Genomic DNA, 16,404 nt, shown 5'->3' on the forward strand with positions numbered 1-16,404 from the left:
GGCGGCCGTCACCCTGTCCAAGTGCATGGGCGTCTGGCGCGCTACGAATCGGATATGCCTATTCCAGCGCGGTCAGCACCGCGCCCTGCGCGCGATAGCGCCGCATCTCGTGCCAGCTCAGCAGCAGGGTGGCGACGATCACCATCGCGGCGCCGACCAGAGTCGACACGGTCGGCAGCTCGTTAAACAGCAGCCAGCCGAGCAGCGCCACCATCAGCAGCCTCGAATAGTCTACCGGGGTGATCGCGGCTGCTTCGCCGATCGACAGACCCTTGAGATAAGTCGCCTGCGTCGCCACCCCCATCGCCCCCATCGCGAGCAGTAGCAGCAGGTCGACCGGGGTCGGCCAGCGCCACACTGGCAGCGCCGGGACGAGCGAAAATCCCAGTCCGACCGTCGCGCTCCATGCAAGGATCGTACGCATCTTGTGGTTGCCGCTGAGCGCCTTCATGCAGATGATCACGCCCGCCGCGGTCAGTGCCGCCGCCAGCGCCACCATCTCCCCGGTGCCGAAGGCGAAACCCCGACCCGGGCTCAGCATGACCAGCACGCCCCCGAAGCCGACGCATGCGACGCCGGCGCGCACCGCATCGAGCCGTTCGCGCAAGAAAATCCGCGCAAGCGGCACCAGCCACAGCGTCTTGGTGAACGACAGCGCATTGGCCTTGGCGAAGGGCATGAGCTGGTAGGAGCGCAGGCTGAGCACCAGCGACGCGGTGCTCATCGCCACCATCGCGATCATCAGCCACGGCCGGCTCGTCTTCATCGACGCCCATCCGCCGCGCAGAATCACCGGCGCCAGCACGATCACGCTGGCGATCTGGCGATAGGTCGATTCGACCGCGGGCGGATAGCCCTCGCCCAGATATTTCACTAACGTGATCATGGTGGTGAAGGTGACGGCCGAAAGCAGGATCCAGCCGCCGCCGATCAGGTTCGGCGAAATACGCCGCCGGGCGACGCTCATGCCGGCCGGCCGGCGCTCCAGCGATCAGGCCCCATAAATGGAATTGAGCAACGCCGTATCGTAATATTCCTCGAAGGTTTTGATCCGGCCGTCGTCGAAGGAGAAGATCTGGATGTAGCGGCCCTGATATTTGAGCGGCTTGCCGCCCCACACCGCGCTGGTGGTGACGTCGATGTCGCTCGTCGCCTTGGTCACGATTACATCAGGATCCTCGCCGACCATGATCTCCTCGACCGTCCAGTCGAATTTTCCGGTCATGCCATCATGGATTGGATCCCAGAAGGCGCGGATCGCGTCCCAGCCATCGTGCACCGCCGCGCTGCAGGTGGCGACGTCGGCGGTGACGAAGGGCGTGATCACTTTCGGGCCGTCTTCCACCCACAGGCTGTAGAAATGCGGTTTGTCGACGAGATAGGATCCAAAGAAGGCGCGGATCACCTCGATGTTGCGGCGCGCCCGCTCGCTTCTGGTCGTGATCGGCGCGGTAACGGTGACGCGCTGTGCGGGTCGCAGGGTGGCACTGTCGGTCATGTCGGTCACTCCGCCGGATTTTGCATGATGATGGTCTTGGGCTCGAGATAGGCGCGCAGCCCGTTCGGGCCGCCCTCGCGGCCGATGCCGGATTGCTTGAAGCCGCCAAAGCCGATCGACATGTCGCTGCGCCAGCTATTGTGGCCGACTGTTCCCGAGCGCAACTGCCGCGCAACCGCATAGGCGCGGTCGGAATCCCGGGTGAACACCGAATTGTTGAGCCCAAACACCGTGTCGTTGGCGAGCCGCACCGCATGATCCTCGTCATCCGCCGGAATCACCGCCAGAACCGGCCCGAAAATTTCTTCGCGTGCGATCATGTCGTCATTGTCAACATGTGCGAAGATCGTCGGCTCGAAAAAGAAACCTCGGTTGAGGCGCGCCGGCCGCCGCCCGCCGGTGACCAATTGGTTGCCATCGCGCACCGCCTGACCGACCATCTCCTCGACCTTGTCGCGCTGCCGCCCCATCGCGAGCGGGCCCATTCCGGTCGCCGCGTCGAACGGATCGCCGATCGCGATCTTCTCGAAATTGGCCTTGAGCGCCTCGACCAGATCGTCATGGCGGTTCCTTGTGACGATCACCCGGGTCAGCGCCGAGCAGATCTGCCCGGTCATCGCGGTCGCCGAACCGGCCAGCGATTGCGCTGCGGTGGCGACGTCGTAGTCGTCGAGGATGATGGCCGCGGACTTGCCGCCCAGTTCGAGCGTGCAGCGCGCGACGCGCTCGCCGCAGATCGAGGCAATGCGCTTGCCGACGGCGCTCGATCCGGTGAAGCCAATCTTGTCGACGTCCGGATGCCGCACCAGCCGCTCCGACGCGGCGCGGTCGGCGGTGAGCACGTTGAGCACGCCCGCCGGTAAGCCGATCGCCTCGGCAATCTCGGCGAGTATATAACCGGTGCCGGGCGCTTCCGGCGGCAGCTTCAGCACGATCGTGCAGCCGGCGAGCAGTGCGGGCGCGACCTTGTAGGCGGTAATGTTGACCGGCGCGTTCCACGGCACGATCGCGCCGACCACGCCGACCGCCTCATAGGCGATCAGCGCATAATCGCCGCCGCCCGGCGGGTGGTCGAAACGCTCCTCGAAAGCGAAGGTGTCGGCGAGCCCCGCATAACAGCGATAGACGCCGCCGATCGTGCTGGCGAATGCGTCCGCGATCGAATGGAGGATGCCCATCTCGTTGGGCCATATCTCGGCGATGTCGGCGGCGCGGGCGTCCAGCCCGTCGGCCAGGCCGCGCAGATAGCCGGCGCGCTGAGCATGGGTCAGGCGCGGCCACGGACCGTCGTCGAACGCCTTGCGTGCCGCCGCTACCGCCCGGTCGATATCCGCGACATCGGCTTCCGCGACGGTGAGGAACACCTCCTCGGTCGCGGGCGCCAGCACCGTGATCTGCCGACCGCTCTGCGGTGCGACCCAAGCGCCGTCGATGAACAATTTGTCGAGATGCCTGAGAATCTGGCGGGTCGCATGATCGGCCATGGAAAAACTCCTTGTAGTTACGCCGCCTTGACGACGAAGGGCGAGGTAAGAAGCGTTGTGCAATTTTCGATGTCGACAAAGTTGAACTCGTCGGGCCGAACGTCGGTTATATACTTTGGCTCGGCAAAGGCGGCGGCCAGCGCCGCCTCATTCGCGAAGGTGAGCGCCGCGACCCCGTCATAGTCTCCACTCGCGCCGAACAAAGCGGCGACTGCCGTGCCGCCGACGACGAGATGATGTTGGACGTAGCTGAGGATGTGCCGGGTGAAATCGGTGCAAGCGAGCAAGGTCGGCGCATGAACGTCGCTCCAATAGGCCGTGAACGCCTCCTGCGTCATGCCCGGCTTGCGTTTGATGCAGACGATGATGGTGATAACGGCCATAACTCTTAAAAGCGCGCGGCGAGCGTTACGCCATAGGTCGCTGGCGGTTCGATGTTGCCATAGATCGGATAGCCCCACAGAGGGATGCCGAGGATCTTGTTGCCCGCGACCAGCTTGTTGGTCACGTTCTTGCCCCATACCGTGAGCGATAGGTCGTCGGTAACGGCGAGCTTGGCGGAGGCGTTGATCTTGGTGACCGCCTTCTGGCTGATGACGTCGTCCTTGAACTCGCTGAAATAGATCCGCGATTGATAGGCGGCGTCGGCCCCGAGCGTGAGCTGAAAGGTGCCAGGCAGGTGAACGACATATTGGGCGCCGAGCGTAGCCGAATATTTCGGCGATCCCGGCAGCGGGTTGCCATTGAGATTTATCGCTGCCGCCGTCGGTGTCAGCGGATTGACCGACATGAAGCTGGAGAATTTGGAGTCGAGATAGGTGAAATTGGCGTCGATCGTAAACTGCCGGGTGATCCGCGCGTTCGCGGAAATCTCGCCGCCCGATATTTTGGCAGCTGCTGCATTGGTGGTCAACGTCGCCAGGCCAAGGATCTTGTTCACCTGGAGATCGGAATAATCGTAGTGGAACGCCGCGATAGTGACGTCGAGCTTGTTGTCGAGCAGCCGGCTCTTTATGCCGGCCTCATACGCCCAAATCTTCTCGGGATTGATCGCCGGATTAACCTGTCCGACATTGTACGTGCCGCTCTTGAAACCGTTGGTCGCTGATGCATAGACAAGGATTTTTGACGTCAGGTCGTATTCCACCCCGAACTTCGGCGTAAAAGCACTCCAGCGATGCGCATCGTCGATCGGGGTGACTGTGCCGAATGAGAAGGCCCCGACCGAGGTACGCCGCTCGGTGCTGTAGCGACCCGCAACAGTGGCGCGCAGGTGGGGCGTGATCGAATATGTTCCCTGCAGGTAGCCGGCGAGGGAGTCAATTCCGAGTGTGCCCTGCTGCTGGTACAATAGTCCTGCGAACTGAATAAACGGCACTTGAGTGAGATTGCTGACCTTCTCATGATAATAGGACACGCCGGCCGTGATCTGCAGCGCAGAAAGATCGTAGTTCAAAATCAGTTCCTGACTGATCTGATGGCTCCGCTCGGTATAGTCGGTGATGCCGAGACCGGCGCTCGTCAGATCCGAACTTGCTATGTTGCGCCGGTAGAACTGACGCCATCCCGTGATCGAATTCAGGCTCAGGCGGTCGGTCAGGTAGAACTTGGCATTCAGGGTGAGCGCATAGCCTTCGCGGCGGTTCGCAGGAGACTGGACGCCGGTTGAAATGTCTTGCGAATTTTTGATTGTGTTGCCGCCGAAGTCGCTTACGCCTTGCAGCACGAACCCCGGATATGCGCCGAAACTCGCCGCATAATTATTGTCGTCAAGCTCATGGCCATACTGGCCGACGAGCTTGATATCGACGTCCTTGTTGGGATTGTACTGGACGGTCAGGCGCGCCGCCTGCGAGTTGGCATCGTTGATCTGATGATTAGCGCCATAATCATAGCCGTAGCCATCGCGCTTCACCACCTTGAACGCAAGGCGCGCGCGCAGGTCGCCGCTGCCGTCGAGCGGTAGATTGACCGCGCCTTCCGCTTGCACCAGCTTGTAATTGCCGACGCTCAAATCGAGATAACCACCGGCTTCGCGTGTCGGGTCATTGGTGATCAGATTGACCGCGCCACCCGTCGCATTGCGACCGTAGAGCGCGCCCTGCGGCCCGCGCAACACTTCGAGCCGAGAAATGTCGTAGAAAGACGACAACTGCTCGGTCGGGCGGCCTACATAAACGCCATCTACGTAGAAGGCGATGCTCGAATCTGCCCCCGAGGCGAACGACGACAGGCCGATGCCGCGAATGAAGATGCGGTTGACGCCCTGTTGCTGGCCGCTGCGTACGCCAGGCGCGACGAAGGTCAAATCGGCGAGGCCGGTGACCTGCTTGCGCTCGATTAGCGCCGAATCTAGCGCGGTGAGCGACAAAGGCGTCTTGAGTGCGAGCTGCTCGCGGCGCTGCGCGGTAACGATGATATCACCCATGACAGTACCGCTGTCGGCAGCTGACGTCGCGGGCGAAGTCGGGGCCGTCTGGCTCGGCGCCGGGACCGCCGCCGGGGTTTTCGGTGTCTGCACGGAAGGCGCGCCCGACTGGGCCATAGCAGCGCCGGCCCAGGCGAGTTGGGCTACTAGCGTGGTTGTCGCGAGCAGCCGGGCGCGCGTTGCCGGCTTTGCAATCGTGGTCTTCATGATATCTTCCCCTTCAGGATATGTTTCTTTTTTAGTTGCTTGGTGGTTTTGGCGGAATGCCGTCATGGCTTGCGCGGTTCGGTTCGAGAGAGCGCCTTGGACTTGGCGGCGACGTAAGCGCGCACCGCTTCGACATCGGCGGGTGAAAGCACCTTCTTGAAGCTCGCCATGCCACGGTCGGACAGAATCCCATCGACAAGGATGGCCCGCCAGGTCGCGCGGTCTGCCAACGCGCCCGAACGCCGCAAGTCTGGCAGAACGCCGCCCGAATTGGCGCCCGGTCCGTGGCACCAGCCACAGGTCGTCTCGTACACGCGTTCACCGCGCAAGAACTGCTCAGACGTGAAGTTCTCCGCTGGAATTACCGGCGGCGCGAGCGGTGGGGGAGCGTATTCCGGCAACGTCGCGCTGCCGCCGAGCCTGAAGGCGAGCACGCGACCGTTGGGCTTGGCGCGCTTTTCGTCGCCGAACGGCGACGTCAGGCCATACCCTCCGCCGGCACCCGACACGACCGCAACATATTGTACGCCGCCAACCGAATAGCTGATCGGGCTGCCCGCCACTTGGGTCTGCGCCTGAAAGTCCCACAAGCGACGACCGGTGGTGGCATCGAACGCGTCGAACTGACCTTGCGGGTTGCCCTCGAACACCAGGTCGCCCGCGGTTGCCAGCACCCCCGCATTGGCGGGTCCAGGCTGTGCGGTGCGCCACACCTCGCGCTGCGCGACTGGATCCCAGGCGATCAGCGCACCTTTCAGCGAGGCGCGGATTGCCTTAAGCGATGCGGCGTCCGTCGGCAGCGCATTCTTGTCCGAATAGCTGCCCAAGTTGAAAGTGCCCTTGCGGTAGCGATATTGCGCGTCCTGCTGGTAGAAGAACGGTACGTCCTGTACGGGAATGTACATCAGTCGGGTCTTCGGGCTGAACGCCATCGGGTACCAGTTGTGCGCACCGTACGCCGAGGGCGACATCAGGAATGGCGCGGTCTGATAGCGTGCGCCATCCACCTCGATCGGCCGGCCGGTCTTTGCATCAACTCCGGTTGCCCAGTTCAACTTGGCAAACGGCTTGGCCGAAATCAGTTTGCCGTTCGTTCGGTCGAGGACATAGAAGAAGCCGCTTTTCGGGGCCTGCATCAACACTTTACGCGGTTTGCCATCGATGGTCAGGTCCGCGAGCACAATCGGCTGCGTCGCGGTAAAGTCCCAGCTTTCACCGGGTGTTTCCTGGTAATGCCATTTGTATGCACCCGTCTCCGGGTTCAGTGCGACAATCGACGACAAAAAGAGATTGTCGCCCTTCCCGCCCGAGCGCAGCTGGTGGTTCCACGGCGATCCGTTGCCCACGCCAATATACAGCTGGTCCAGTTCGGGATCGTAGACGATCGCGTCCCACACGGTGCCGCCGCCGCCGGTCTTTTTCCATTCGCCGTCCGACCAGGTCGGGACGGCTGCGCGCTTGAGCACGGCATCCGAAGCTGCAGCATCGGCTTTGCCCGCTGCGTTGGGGACCGTGTAGAAGCGCCATTTCTGGGCGCCGGTCTGCGCGTTGTAGGCGGTGACATAGCCGCGGACGCCGAGCTCGGCGCCGGCATTTCCGATCACGACCGCGCCCTTCACGATCCGCGGCGCACCGGTGATCGTGTATGCGCTATCGGCAGGGACCGTTGCGACCGCCCACTGTACCGCGCCGGTCTTTGCGTCGAGCGCGATCAGCCGGCCATCGAAGGTGCCGACGAACACCTTGCCGTCGTAGAAGGCGGCTCCGCGATTAACGACGTCGCAACAGCCCCGGACGGCACTCGCGCCCGGCACCTTAGGATCGTATTGCCACAGCTGCTTCCCGGTCGCGGCATCAATCGCCACGACCTTAGACCAAGCAGTCGTAATGAACATCTTGCCGTCGATGACCAGCGGCGTGGTCTCCTGGCCACGGTTGGTGTCGAGCTCGAGCGACCAAGCCAGACCCAGCTTGCCGATCGTCTTCGTGTTGATGGCATCAATCGCGCTGTAGCGCTGCTCGGCATAGGTGCCGCCATGCGTCAGCCAGTTCTGCGGCTCCGATGCGGCGTTCACCAGCCGCGCGGTCGTGACAGAAGCCGAACTGTTCGGCGCCACGGCGGTTTCTTGTGCGGTTGATCCGCACGCTGCCAGCAAGACAAATGTCGGAAGCACGGCGACGACGAAGTTCATTCGACCATGCCCACGCATATTTATATTTTGCCCGCGCCCGATCAAATCACTCTCCTGTCGAGCGGGCTTCGTTCGGCTCCTTCTCTAACACCGCTATGACGACCCGAAGGCCCTTACTGAAATATGGCTTTGGACTGGTTCGATACGGTTTGCGTTGCTTCGATATACCTAGAGAAGGATCGCCATCACCGGACACAGTTGGGCTCGGAATACCACGCTCCCAAGGTAAGGTGAACGCTAGCTAGTCGCTCGCCCGCCGTGCCAGACCGGCCTTGAACGCCCCGGCCAGCTCTCCCTCGGCACACCGACGGCAGCTAAACGACGCCAATTGGGCTCTTGCCAATCGTCCGCTTCGACCGGTGCAAGCGGCAGCTTCCGGCAGGATCGGACGTTGACGAAGCGGAGTTGAACGACCGGGTCTGGTCGACACCCGCCGATGGCCTCGCCGTCGCGAGGACCCAAACCCGCCCTTCACGGCGAGATTGCCGCCGCTGGAAAGCGGATATCGATTCATGTGACAAGTGCTCGCCTTTCTGTTGGACAGCGCGATCATTGTGAAGTCCGAGGTGTAGGACGAAGCCGTCATTGCCACACACCCGCGAATGGCGCACCTAGGCCTCGCAATCTGCCTCGTCTTTAACTAACGGATTAAACTTCAAGGCTTAGCAGGCAAGCTCCAGCGGTCGTGGGGACGACTCGCAGGCGAAGGACCACCAGGGGGACGTATTGGACAAGCTGCTCGACCAAGTTTTGTATCTTCTAGGACTGGTCTACTTCTACCGCTGGGTGGTCCCTTTCGTGGTCCTCCCAATTATGCTGGCGATTGCGGGACTCCTGCATTGGCGAGCCGAGCGTGTGACGCGTCCATTCATCGCGGCCGCGCGGCGGCGGGCAAGCGGCTTGGCCGCCGCGCTCGGACCCGATCAGGAACCGGCAGCCGAGCGAGAGGCGTTCTCGCGCTCCTTCATCGAGGTCTCGCAGACCATGTGCGCCGAAGCCCCAGGCGCAGAATCCTTGGTCCAAGCATGGCGCGAATTCCAGGAGTCCATCGTCGACGAAGACCAGTCGCCGATCCGAAACACGAGCCGCCCCACCACGTTCTTCATCCGCGTCATACCCCGTCAGACGACCCTCACCTTCGCGTCCAACATCTTCGTGGGCGTCGGGCTGGTCCTTACCTTCCTCGGCCTCATCGTCGCACTCAACACAGCCGCACGCGGCATGTCCGGCGGCGGCGTGGCGGACGCCCAGCTCGCGCTGACGGGCCTCCTGACGGTCGCCGGCGCCAAGTTCTTCTCATCCGTGGCCGGACTGGTCGCCTCGATATGGCTGCGGACCGCGGAGCACAGCCTGAGCCGTCGCGCGACCGCGCCGGTGGAGCGCATCTGCGATCTGCTTGAACGCGGCCTCCTGTACATCCCGCCACAGCGGCTCGCGGTCGAGCAGCTCGCGGTGCTGCGGGAACAGCGCGATCAGCTGAAGTTCTTCAACACTGACGTTGCGCTACAGCTGACCGATCGCATCGGCGAGCAGTTCCGTGCTGCGATGGCACCGGTCACACAGTCGCTCGGGGACCTAAACTCCAACATGACGTCCGTCACGCAGGGGATAGGAGCGGGCGCGCGGGAGGCGATCGAGAAGGTCAGCGGCGAGCAGCTGCGCGGACTCAGCGACACGCTGGCCTCGCTCCGTGAACGGCTGGACGATATCGGTACCAAGGTCGGCTCATCCGGCAGCGACGCGGCCGAGCAGATCAAGGCCGCCGGATCCGAGTTCTCCTCCGCCGCCCGCGACATCCGCGACGCGTTCGACAAGCTCGTCGGCAACGTCGACGGCCTTGGACAGCGCCTGACGACGCAAGGAGAGGAAGCCTCGCGCGCGCAGGACGAGGCCATGGCGCGCATCCGCGAGGGACTGGAGGGTGCGCAAGTTCGAACGACCGAGATGATGGAGAAGGCGGTCGAGGCTCTGCAGGCAGCGGGACGGCAGGCGGCCGAGGAGATGCAGCGAGACCTGGGGAACGCACTCGCCAGCGGAGTCGCCCGGAACCAGGAAACTTTCCGCGTGGCCATGGAAGAATCGGGCGAGGCGCTCCGAGAGACTTCGTCCGGTCTGGCGCGCGCGATCGCCGGCGCTGCCGACGGCATCGAACGTGCGGGCACCAACTTCGCGCGGAGCTCGGACAACGCCTCGAAAACTGCCGGCGCGATGGGTGACCTCGTTACGAACGCCGAGCGGGTTTCATCCTCGCTTCGGCAGGCGACCGAGGGACTCTCGGGCGCCGCAGCCCCGGTGCTCCAGGCATCGCGCGCCGTCGGCGACGCGGCCAACCGGGTCGCGAGCGCCGTCGAGGCGAGTGGCGCTGCGGAGGCGCAGGCACTGCGCGAAATGCGTGAACTCGCTAACGGGGTGACGCAAACGCACGCCGCGGCGGAGGGCGCGTGGCGCGACTACAGGGCCCGCTTCGAGGGCGTCGATCGAGCGATGGCCGAGACCGCAGACCGGCTCGCCGCCACACTCGGGGAGTCCCTGACGGAGTTCCGCCGCTTCGCGCAGGACACCGATCGGGAAATGGCTGCAGCAGTCGGCAAGCTAGCAACTACGGTCAGCCAGATCGAGGAGTATGCCGAGGCGCTTGACGAGTTTGTGGAGCAGGGCCGCGGTCCTCGACTGGAGCCCGCTGAGTGATCTTGGACGAGGCAATCGAGCACACCGTCGAGGAAGAGAACTACTTCATCTCCATGACGGACATGATGGTCGGGCTGGTCTTCATCTTCATCGTCCTGCTGATGTACTTCGCCCTCCAGTTCCGCGACGTGACCGAGCAGCTATCCGGCGCCGATCGGACGCGAACCGAGATCCTGCGGAAGCTCGAGCGCACCTTGAAGGAGAAGGGCGTGCAGGTAACCATCGACACGCAGAACGGCGTCCTTAGGCTCCCCGATGCGATCCTGTTCGACAGCGGACGCGCCGAACTGAAGCCGGCCGGCGAGGTCGCGATCGGCCACCTCGCGGAGGCGCTGTCGGACGTCCTGCCCTGCTACACCGAGCTACCCTCCACGCAGGGTCGCCCGGCACGCTGCCCGCAGACCCCGCACCGCATCGAGTCGCTCTATGTCGAAGGACACACTGACGACGTACCATTGAACGGGCGGACCCAGTTCGCGGACAACTGGGACCTGTCGGTCGTCCGCGCGACCAACACCTATCGCGCCCTCGCACGGAATTCACCTGACCTCGCGTCGCGCTGCGCGCGCAAGCCCCAGGGCTGCGAACCCGTGCTGAGCGTGAGCGGATACGGCCCTCAGCGCCCCGTCCACGGCGGCGGCGGATCGCTGGAGGAGCAGCGCCAACGCGACCGCCGGATCGACCTGAGGATCCTCATGGTCACGCCCGACGCCGGTGAGACCACCCGCGCCATCGGCAACAGGTTGGCGATGAAGTGACATCTCTCGCCACCCTCCTGGCCGATCCGACGGCACTTATCCGTCGCGTGTCCGTGAAGGCGCCGGAGCCGGCCGCCATCCGTCGGGAGGCGGCGAAGATAGAGGGCGCTGCCACCACCGTGCGAAATCCGGAGATGACGGCGGTCCTGCAGGCACGCGTCGCCGCGCTCGTCAACGCGGGCGACGTCGAGGCCGTGACAAGGCGCGACCTACGCGACAGCTGTCGCACCTTCCTACACGCCCCCTACCCTCCGGGCGAGGACGACTTTATCGGACGAGCGATCGTCGATCGCGTCCGCAGGACAGGGCGGCGGCCAGCCTTCTTCGCGCTTCTCGACGCCTATCTCGACGGTTTCAAGACAGGCGACGCGACCGTGAAGGCGCTGGCGACGACTTTGAGGTCGTGCTCCGATGGATGGGCATGGCGACCAGGAGACCCCTGGCGGGACCGGCTCCTCGCGTTCGACCTGCTCGACCCCGACCTCGCTCCGGCGCGGATCGCACATGCGGTGCTCGCTTCCGCGCGGGGTCCGAGGCCCGTATTGCAGGCCGCGGGGCTTGATCTCGGTGCACGCCCCAGGGGCGGCATGTCCGAGGCAGCCTTCGTGGAGGCGTGCCGCCTCACTTGCCGCCTGCAGGGCGAAGCGGCGAAGGTCGCGCAGACGATGCTGCTGCGCTGGGCCCAGCAGCAGCCCGGCACGACCTCGTTCCCCCGTGCGTGGCCGGAACTGGTCAGCGCGTGCCTCCTTCCTTGGCGGAAGAGCGATCCCGACGCCGCGCACAAGGCGTTCCTGATCGACGAACTGGAGCTGCTCGGCGGCGGCGACCCGCGCACGGCCGGAGGGGGCCGCTGGCCAGCGGTCGAGAAGACGGCGCCGGACGCATACTCGGTCCTCCTGCGCTGGCTGACGCGCGCCTCGGTCATGCAGTTCCTTGAGATCGTCGACCGCTCTCTGCGGGAACCCGACGCCCGCAGGATGTGGTCGTACCGCCGCGCCTTCTGGACGTCCTACCTGCTGGCCGATCAGGGACCCGCGATCGAGCAGGCCTGGGTCGCCTTCGGGTCCGACGGCGCGAAGCTGGCGCGGGCCGCAGCGCGCGAGTCCAAGGACAAGAGCCTATCCGTTTTCGGGATCCAAAACGAGAAGTCCAGCCAGCACGCCGCGCTGATCGTGAGGATCGGTGACCTGCTGATCGTCGACTGGAGCCACTCGGGCAAATACAACGTCTGGCGCAAGGGCGAAGGCGGCCCCGAGCTCTTCAGGCCGAGCTACGCGGCCGGGAGTCTGGACTCCGCGCCGCTGCGCGACAGCCACAGCGCGCCCTCGCACTACAACTGGCAGAAGAGTCTCGCCTACATCATCGAGGGGCGCCGCTTTATGAACGAGAAGCCAGCTTGGAGACCGAGAGGTGTTTAAGCGCAAGGCGAAGACGCCGCCGACCAGCTTCGTCAGTCGGGCGGACGGTCAGCGCATGGTCATAGAGCTGCACGAGGCCGGCCGCCCCTTGCCCGTGGATCGCTGGACGGCCGCGCTCCCAGCGAGCGTGCCGGCGATGGCGGCACTCGCCGCGGCCGCCGAGGACGTCGGCGGGGACGACGGCGCGGAAGGGGCTCGCTTCGACGAGAGCTCGCTGACGCTGGAGGCACCGCTCGTCGCCCGGATCGACTCCCAAACCGCGTCGGCGCTCGGGCTCCCGGCTCCCACCCGTCTCGCGCTTGACATCCGCCCGCACGGCCGCATCGACGAGGATGGCTTCAGGATCACGACGCGCTGGGTCCAGCCCGGCGGGTTCCCGGCGAAGGCGAGAGTGGACGGGGCGCTAATCAGCAGCGAGGTGGGTGTCCGACGCGTTCCCGAACCACTCTGGTCGCTCCATGTTGCAGCGCTCGCCCTCTGCGCTCCCTTGGAACGGACAGAGCGCTTCAAGGCATTGGCGCATCTGCAGCAACTCTGGCCGGAGGACGCGGCAGGCGCGGTGGAGAGCGACAGCTACCTGAAGGACCTGCGCATCCACTACGCGGCCGGTCTGTCGCTCAAGATCGGCACACTCACACCCGACCGAACGGAGTTCGATCCAGTGCTCTTCAGCCCAGGGGCGATCGAGGACGCGCCTGAGGGCGGTCTGGACGAGGCGGCGGACGGCGTGCTGTCTCCCGCGGCCCAGAGGCTGTTCGCCACGGACCGCTTCCGCCGCGAGGCACACGCGCGACCCGTCTACGTATTGCGCGCCGGCGAATACGTCTTCATCGATCCGTCGCTGCGTCCCGCGCTGGATGTCGTGCGGCGGCTGCAGGACGCTCCCGAGGAGGAGCGTCGTCGCTTCGTGCTCAATCCGCGCGCAGTGTTCCGGGAGCGCCTCGGGGAGGATCTGGCGGAGGAGATCGGACTCGAGCGCCTGTTCGTCGAGACCGATCAGTTCTCAGCCCGCGTCTCGGGCGTCGATGTCTGGCGAGCCCCGGTGCTGCCGTGGCTGACTCCCGCAGGCGGCGGCGGCTGGCTGCCCGAGCGCTTCGGCCTAAGGATCGGCGACACATACCACACCATCGAGGCGAAGGACGTAGAAGCTCTCGTCGGGCGCGTCGAGGAGGGCAAGGCGGCCGGCCTCCAGGCAGTGAGGATCGACGACCTGGCCCGGCCGGTTGACGGCGGCAGTTCAGCGGAGGCGACCATGCTCCCGCTCGGCGAGCGGACGGACACGGCGCTCGAAGCGCTACGGCCGTTCGCTGGCGCCATCCCCCAGATTGATGGCCCTGCGTCAGAAGAAGGCGGCATCCCCCCGCCGACCTACCCCGGAAAGCTATTCCTGGTCGTCCGGGACAATTTCGAGGACGTAGATTACACGGCACCCTGGAACGACGCACCGCCCCCGCCCCCCAGCCGGACGGAGGCACCCGCGACGCTCCGGTCGCAGCTGAAGCCCCATCAGCAGATCGGGCTGGACTGGCTCGTCTCGGCGGCACGCGCCGGCCTGCCGGGGGTGCTGCTGGCGGATGACATGGGTCTCGGCAAGACGCTTCAGGCCATCGCGTTCATGGCCTGGCGGCGCGCCGAGGCCGCAGCTGGCAGGATCGAACCGGCGCCGTGCCTGATCGTGGCGCCGGCGGGACTGCTCGGAACCTGGCGAAAGGAGATCGGGCTGCATCTGCGGGAGCCTGCGCTTGGGCCCCTCGTCCCTGCTTTCGGTGGATCGCTCCGCGAGCTGCGCGAGGAGGACGCGTTCTCCGGCCGCGACATCGAGACCGGTCGCGCCGCGCTGAGCGCGGAGGCGTGGCGGGACGCCGGTGTCGTGCTCACCACCTACGAGACGATGCGGGACTACCATTTCAGTTTCGCCAGGACGCGGTGGGGCGCCATCGTCTTCGACGAGGTGCAGCGCCTCAAGAACCCCGCCAGTCAGGTGTCCCGCGCCTCCCTATCCCTGAATGCCGACTTCACGATCGGGATGACCGGCACCCCGGTCGAGAACCGGCTCCAAGACCTGTGGTCGATCATGAACGCCGTCGCGCCCGGCGTACTGGGTTCCAGCCGCGAGTTCGAACGGCGCCACGCAGGCGGTGACCGGGAGGCGCTGACGGCGCTGAAGGATCGGCTGTGCGAGCCCCAGAACGGTCTTCCTCCTCTGCTACTGCGCCGGATGAAGTCCGACATCCTGGCCGGACTGCCGCGCAAGCACGTGCATCCGTTCCGCGTCGAGATGCCTCAGCTCCAGGCCGACGCGTACCGGGACGTCGTAGTCCGCGCGGCGGCGGCGGCGGCCGCCGACAACCTGGGCAAGAGCGGGATGCTGACGGCGCTGTCCGAGATGCGGGGCATCTCGCTCCATCCACTGGATCCGCGGAGTGCGTCTGACGACCTCGACGGCTACGCCGCCCACTCGGCGCGCCTGATCCACTCGCTCAATGTCCTCGACGGAGTAGCGCGCAAGGGCGAGAAGGCGCTGGTCTTCGTCGAGGACCTCGCCATGCAGGAACGGCTGGCGGTCCTCATCCAATCGCGGTTCAAGCTGAAGCGGCTGCCCTCGCGGATCAACGGGCAGGTCCCCGGGCCGCGTCGCCAGCAGATCGTCGACGAGTTCCAGTCGCGAGGAGAGGGGTTCGACGTCCTCATCCTCTCCCCCCGGGCGGGCGGCGTCGGGCTTACGATCACCGCGGCAAACCACGTCATCCATCTGTCCCGCTGGTGGAACCCCGCCGTGGAGGATCAGGCGACCGACCGGGTGTTCCGCATCGGTCAGGAGCGTGAGGTGCACGTGCACCTCCCCCTCGCCGTCCATCCCGATCCCAACATCGGACCTTCCAGCTTCGACCTGCGGCTCGACGCACTGATCGACCGCAAGCGCGCGCTGACAAGCGAGCTGTTCCTGCCGCCGGAGGCCTCCGACGCGGACGTGAACGAACTGTTTCGCGAGGTTTCGCTGGCGGAGGACCTCCCGGAGGATGGCCTGCCGGCGCAGGATCCGTCCCTGCCCCCGCCTCCGTCCCCCGAGACAGAGGCGATCCGGCCGGACCCGGTCGTGCCCGAAGTGGTCCCGACGACGCCGACCAGCGCCGAACCGGTCGCGCCTGCGCCGCGACCCGTCCTCTCGATCGCGGCACCGCTTCGCGAGCCCCAGATGCGGATGTGGCGGCTCGAGGCCGGAGACCGGCGGCCGCTCGATGAGCTGATCGCGATCTTCAGCGGGAAGTCCGTCGCCAGCGTCATCATCCGCGACCCATACTGCCTGGGCACGAGCAGGGCGCGATCCGCGCAGGTGCGCTTCATCAAGGCCCTTGCCGACGGCGCACGGGCGGTCGAGAGCGCCTCGCTCGAATACGCGCCCGAGATCGATGGCGACCTCGACGAGTCCGGCAGCCGCCGTGACGTAGGTTCGCTGATGGCGCGGGAGTTCCCAGGAGAGGGCGGACCGCGCCTGAACCTCGTTCGCAGGCGTCGCAGGGGGGCGTCGGACGACTTCCACGACCGTTTCGTCGATATCGACGTCCGCGGAGCAGGCGGCGCGGTGGATCGACATTCGATCTCCATCGGCCGCGGCGTGGAGGCACTGTTCGACGCGTCCCGCCAGTGCACCGTCACCTACGTCCCGCCGACGCGGGCCCTGCCGTGATAGACTGGACATCAACGACGGTGCGCCTCGTCCTCATGGGAAC

Annotated in this window: 10 protein-coding genes; 4 read left to right on the forward strand and 6 right to left on the reverse strand. The window is 65.4% G+C overall.

Annotation, left to right across the window (positions count from 1 at the left end; genetic code table 11):
- Nucleotides 1-58: 58 nt before the first annotated feature.
- The 6 genes from EJC47_RS11260 to EJC47_RS21365 are packed head-to-tail and all read right to left on the reverse strand — an operon-like array spanning nucleotide 59 to nucleotide 7,827.
- The gene (locus tag EJC47_RS11260; protein WP_126847700.1) at nucleotides 59-967 is read right to left on the reverse strand and encodes a DMT family transporter; all 909 of its coding nucleotides are present in this window, start codon (nucleotides 965-967) and stop codon (nucleotides 59-61) included.
- A gap of 24 nt (nucleotides 968-991) precedes the next feature.
- Nucleotides 992-1,498, reverse strand: a complete 507-nt coding sequence (locus EJC47_RS11265; protein WP_126847702.1) for a nuclear transport factor 2 family protein — start codon at nucleotides 1,496-1,498, stop codon at nucleotides 992-994.
- Nucleotides 1,499-1,503: 5 nt separating this feature from the next.
- Nucleotides 1,504-2,982, reverse strand: coding sequence for an aldehyde dehydrogenase (locus EJC47_RS11270; protein ID WP_126847704.1), 1,479 nt, complete (start codon nucleotides 2,980-2,982; stop codon nucleotides 1,504-1,506).
- Between the two features lie 17 nt (nucleotides 2,983-2,999).
- Nucleotides 3,000-3,365 carry an EthD domain-containing protein gene (locus EJC47_RS11275; RefSeq protein ID WP_185867645.1) on the reverse strand — a complete coding sequence of 122 codons (366 nt, stop codon included), beginning with the start codon at nucleotides 3,363-3,365 and terminating at the stop codon, nucleotides 3,000-3,002.
- Nucleotides 3,366-3,370: 5 nt separating this feature from the next.
- Nucleotides 3,371-5,683 carry a TonB-dependent receptor domain-containing protein gene (locus EJC47_RS11280; RefSeq protein ID WP_126847708.1) on the reverse strand — a complete coding sequence of 771 codons (2,313 nt, stop codon included), beginning with the start codon at nucleotides 5,681-5,683 and terminating at the stop codon, nucleotides 3,371-3,373.
- Nucleotides 5,680-7,827: a PQQ-dependent dehydrogenase, methanol/ethanol family gene (locus tag EJC47_RS21365; protein WP_441004743.1), complete on the reverse strand. Its 2,148-nt coding sequence runs from the start codon at nucleotides 7,825-7,827 to the stop codon at nucleotides 5,680-5,682. Before EJC47_RS21365 ends, EJC47_RS11280 begins: the two co-directional genes overlap by 4 nt.
- A gap of 708 nt (nucleotides 7,828-8,535) precedes the next feature.
- Here EJC47_RS21365 and zorA point away from each other — a divergent pair.
- Genes zorA through EJC47_RS11305 form a run of 4 tightly spaced genes read left to right on the forward strand, consistent with a single transcriptional unit; the run spans nucleotide 8,536 to nucleotide 16,361 of the window.
- Nucleotides 8,536-10,497, forward strand: coding sequence for an anti-phage ZorAB system protein ZorA (gene zorA, locus EJC47_RS11290; protein WP_126847712.1), 1,962 nt, complete (start codon nucleotides 8,536-8,538; stop codon nucleotides 10,495-10,497).
- Nucleotides 10,498-10,499: 2 nt separating this feature from the next.
- A complete protein-coding gene (locus EJC47_RS11295; RefSeq protein ID WP_260591545.1) occupies nucleotides 10,500-11,255 on the forward strand; it encodes an OmpA/MotB family protein in 756 nt (251 codons plus the stop codon).
- Entirely contained in the window at nucleotides 11,252-12,673 is a 1,422-nt protein-coding gene (locus tag EJC47_RS11300; protein ID WP_126847714.1) for an EH signature domain-containing protein, read from the forward strand. The genes EJC47_RS11295 and EJC47_RS11300 overlap by 4 nt, the downstream gene beginning before the upstream one ends.
- Nucleotides 12,666-16,361 (forward strand): DEAD/DEAH box helicase, encoded by a 3,696-nt coding sequence (locus tag EJC47_RS11305; RefSeq protein ID WP_126847716.1) that lies wholly within the window; start codon nucleotides 12,666-12,668, stop codon nucleotides 16,359-16,361. The genes EJC47_RS11300 and EJC47_RS11305 overlap by 8 nt, the downstream gene beginning before the upstream one ends.
- The last annotated feature ends 43 nt before the right edge of the window (nucleotides 16,362-16,404 follow it).

The sequence above is a fragment of the Sphingomonas sp. TF3 genome (assembly GCF_003985085.1).
Taxonomy (GTDB): domain Bacteria; phylum Pseudomonadota; class Alphaproteobacteria; order Sphingomonadales; family Sphingomonadaceae; genus Sphingomonas.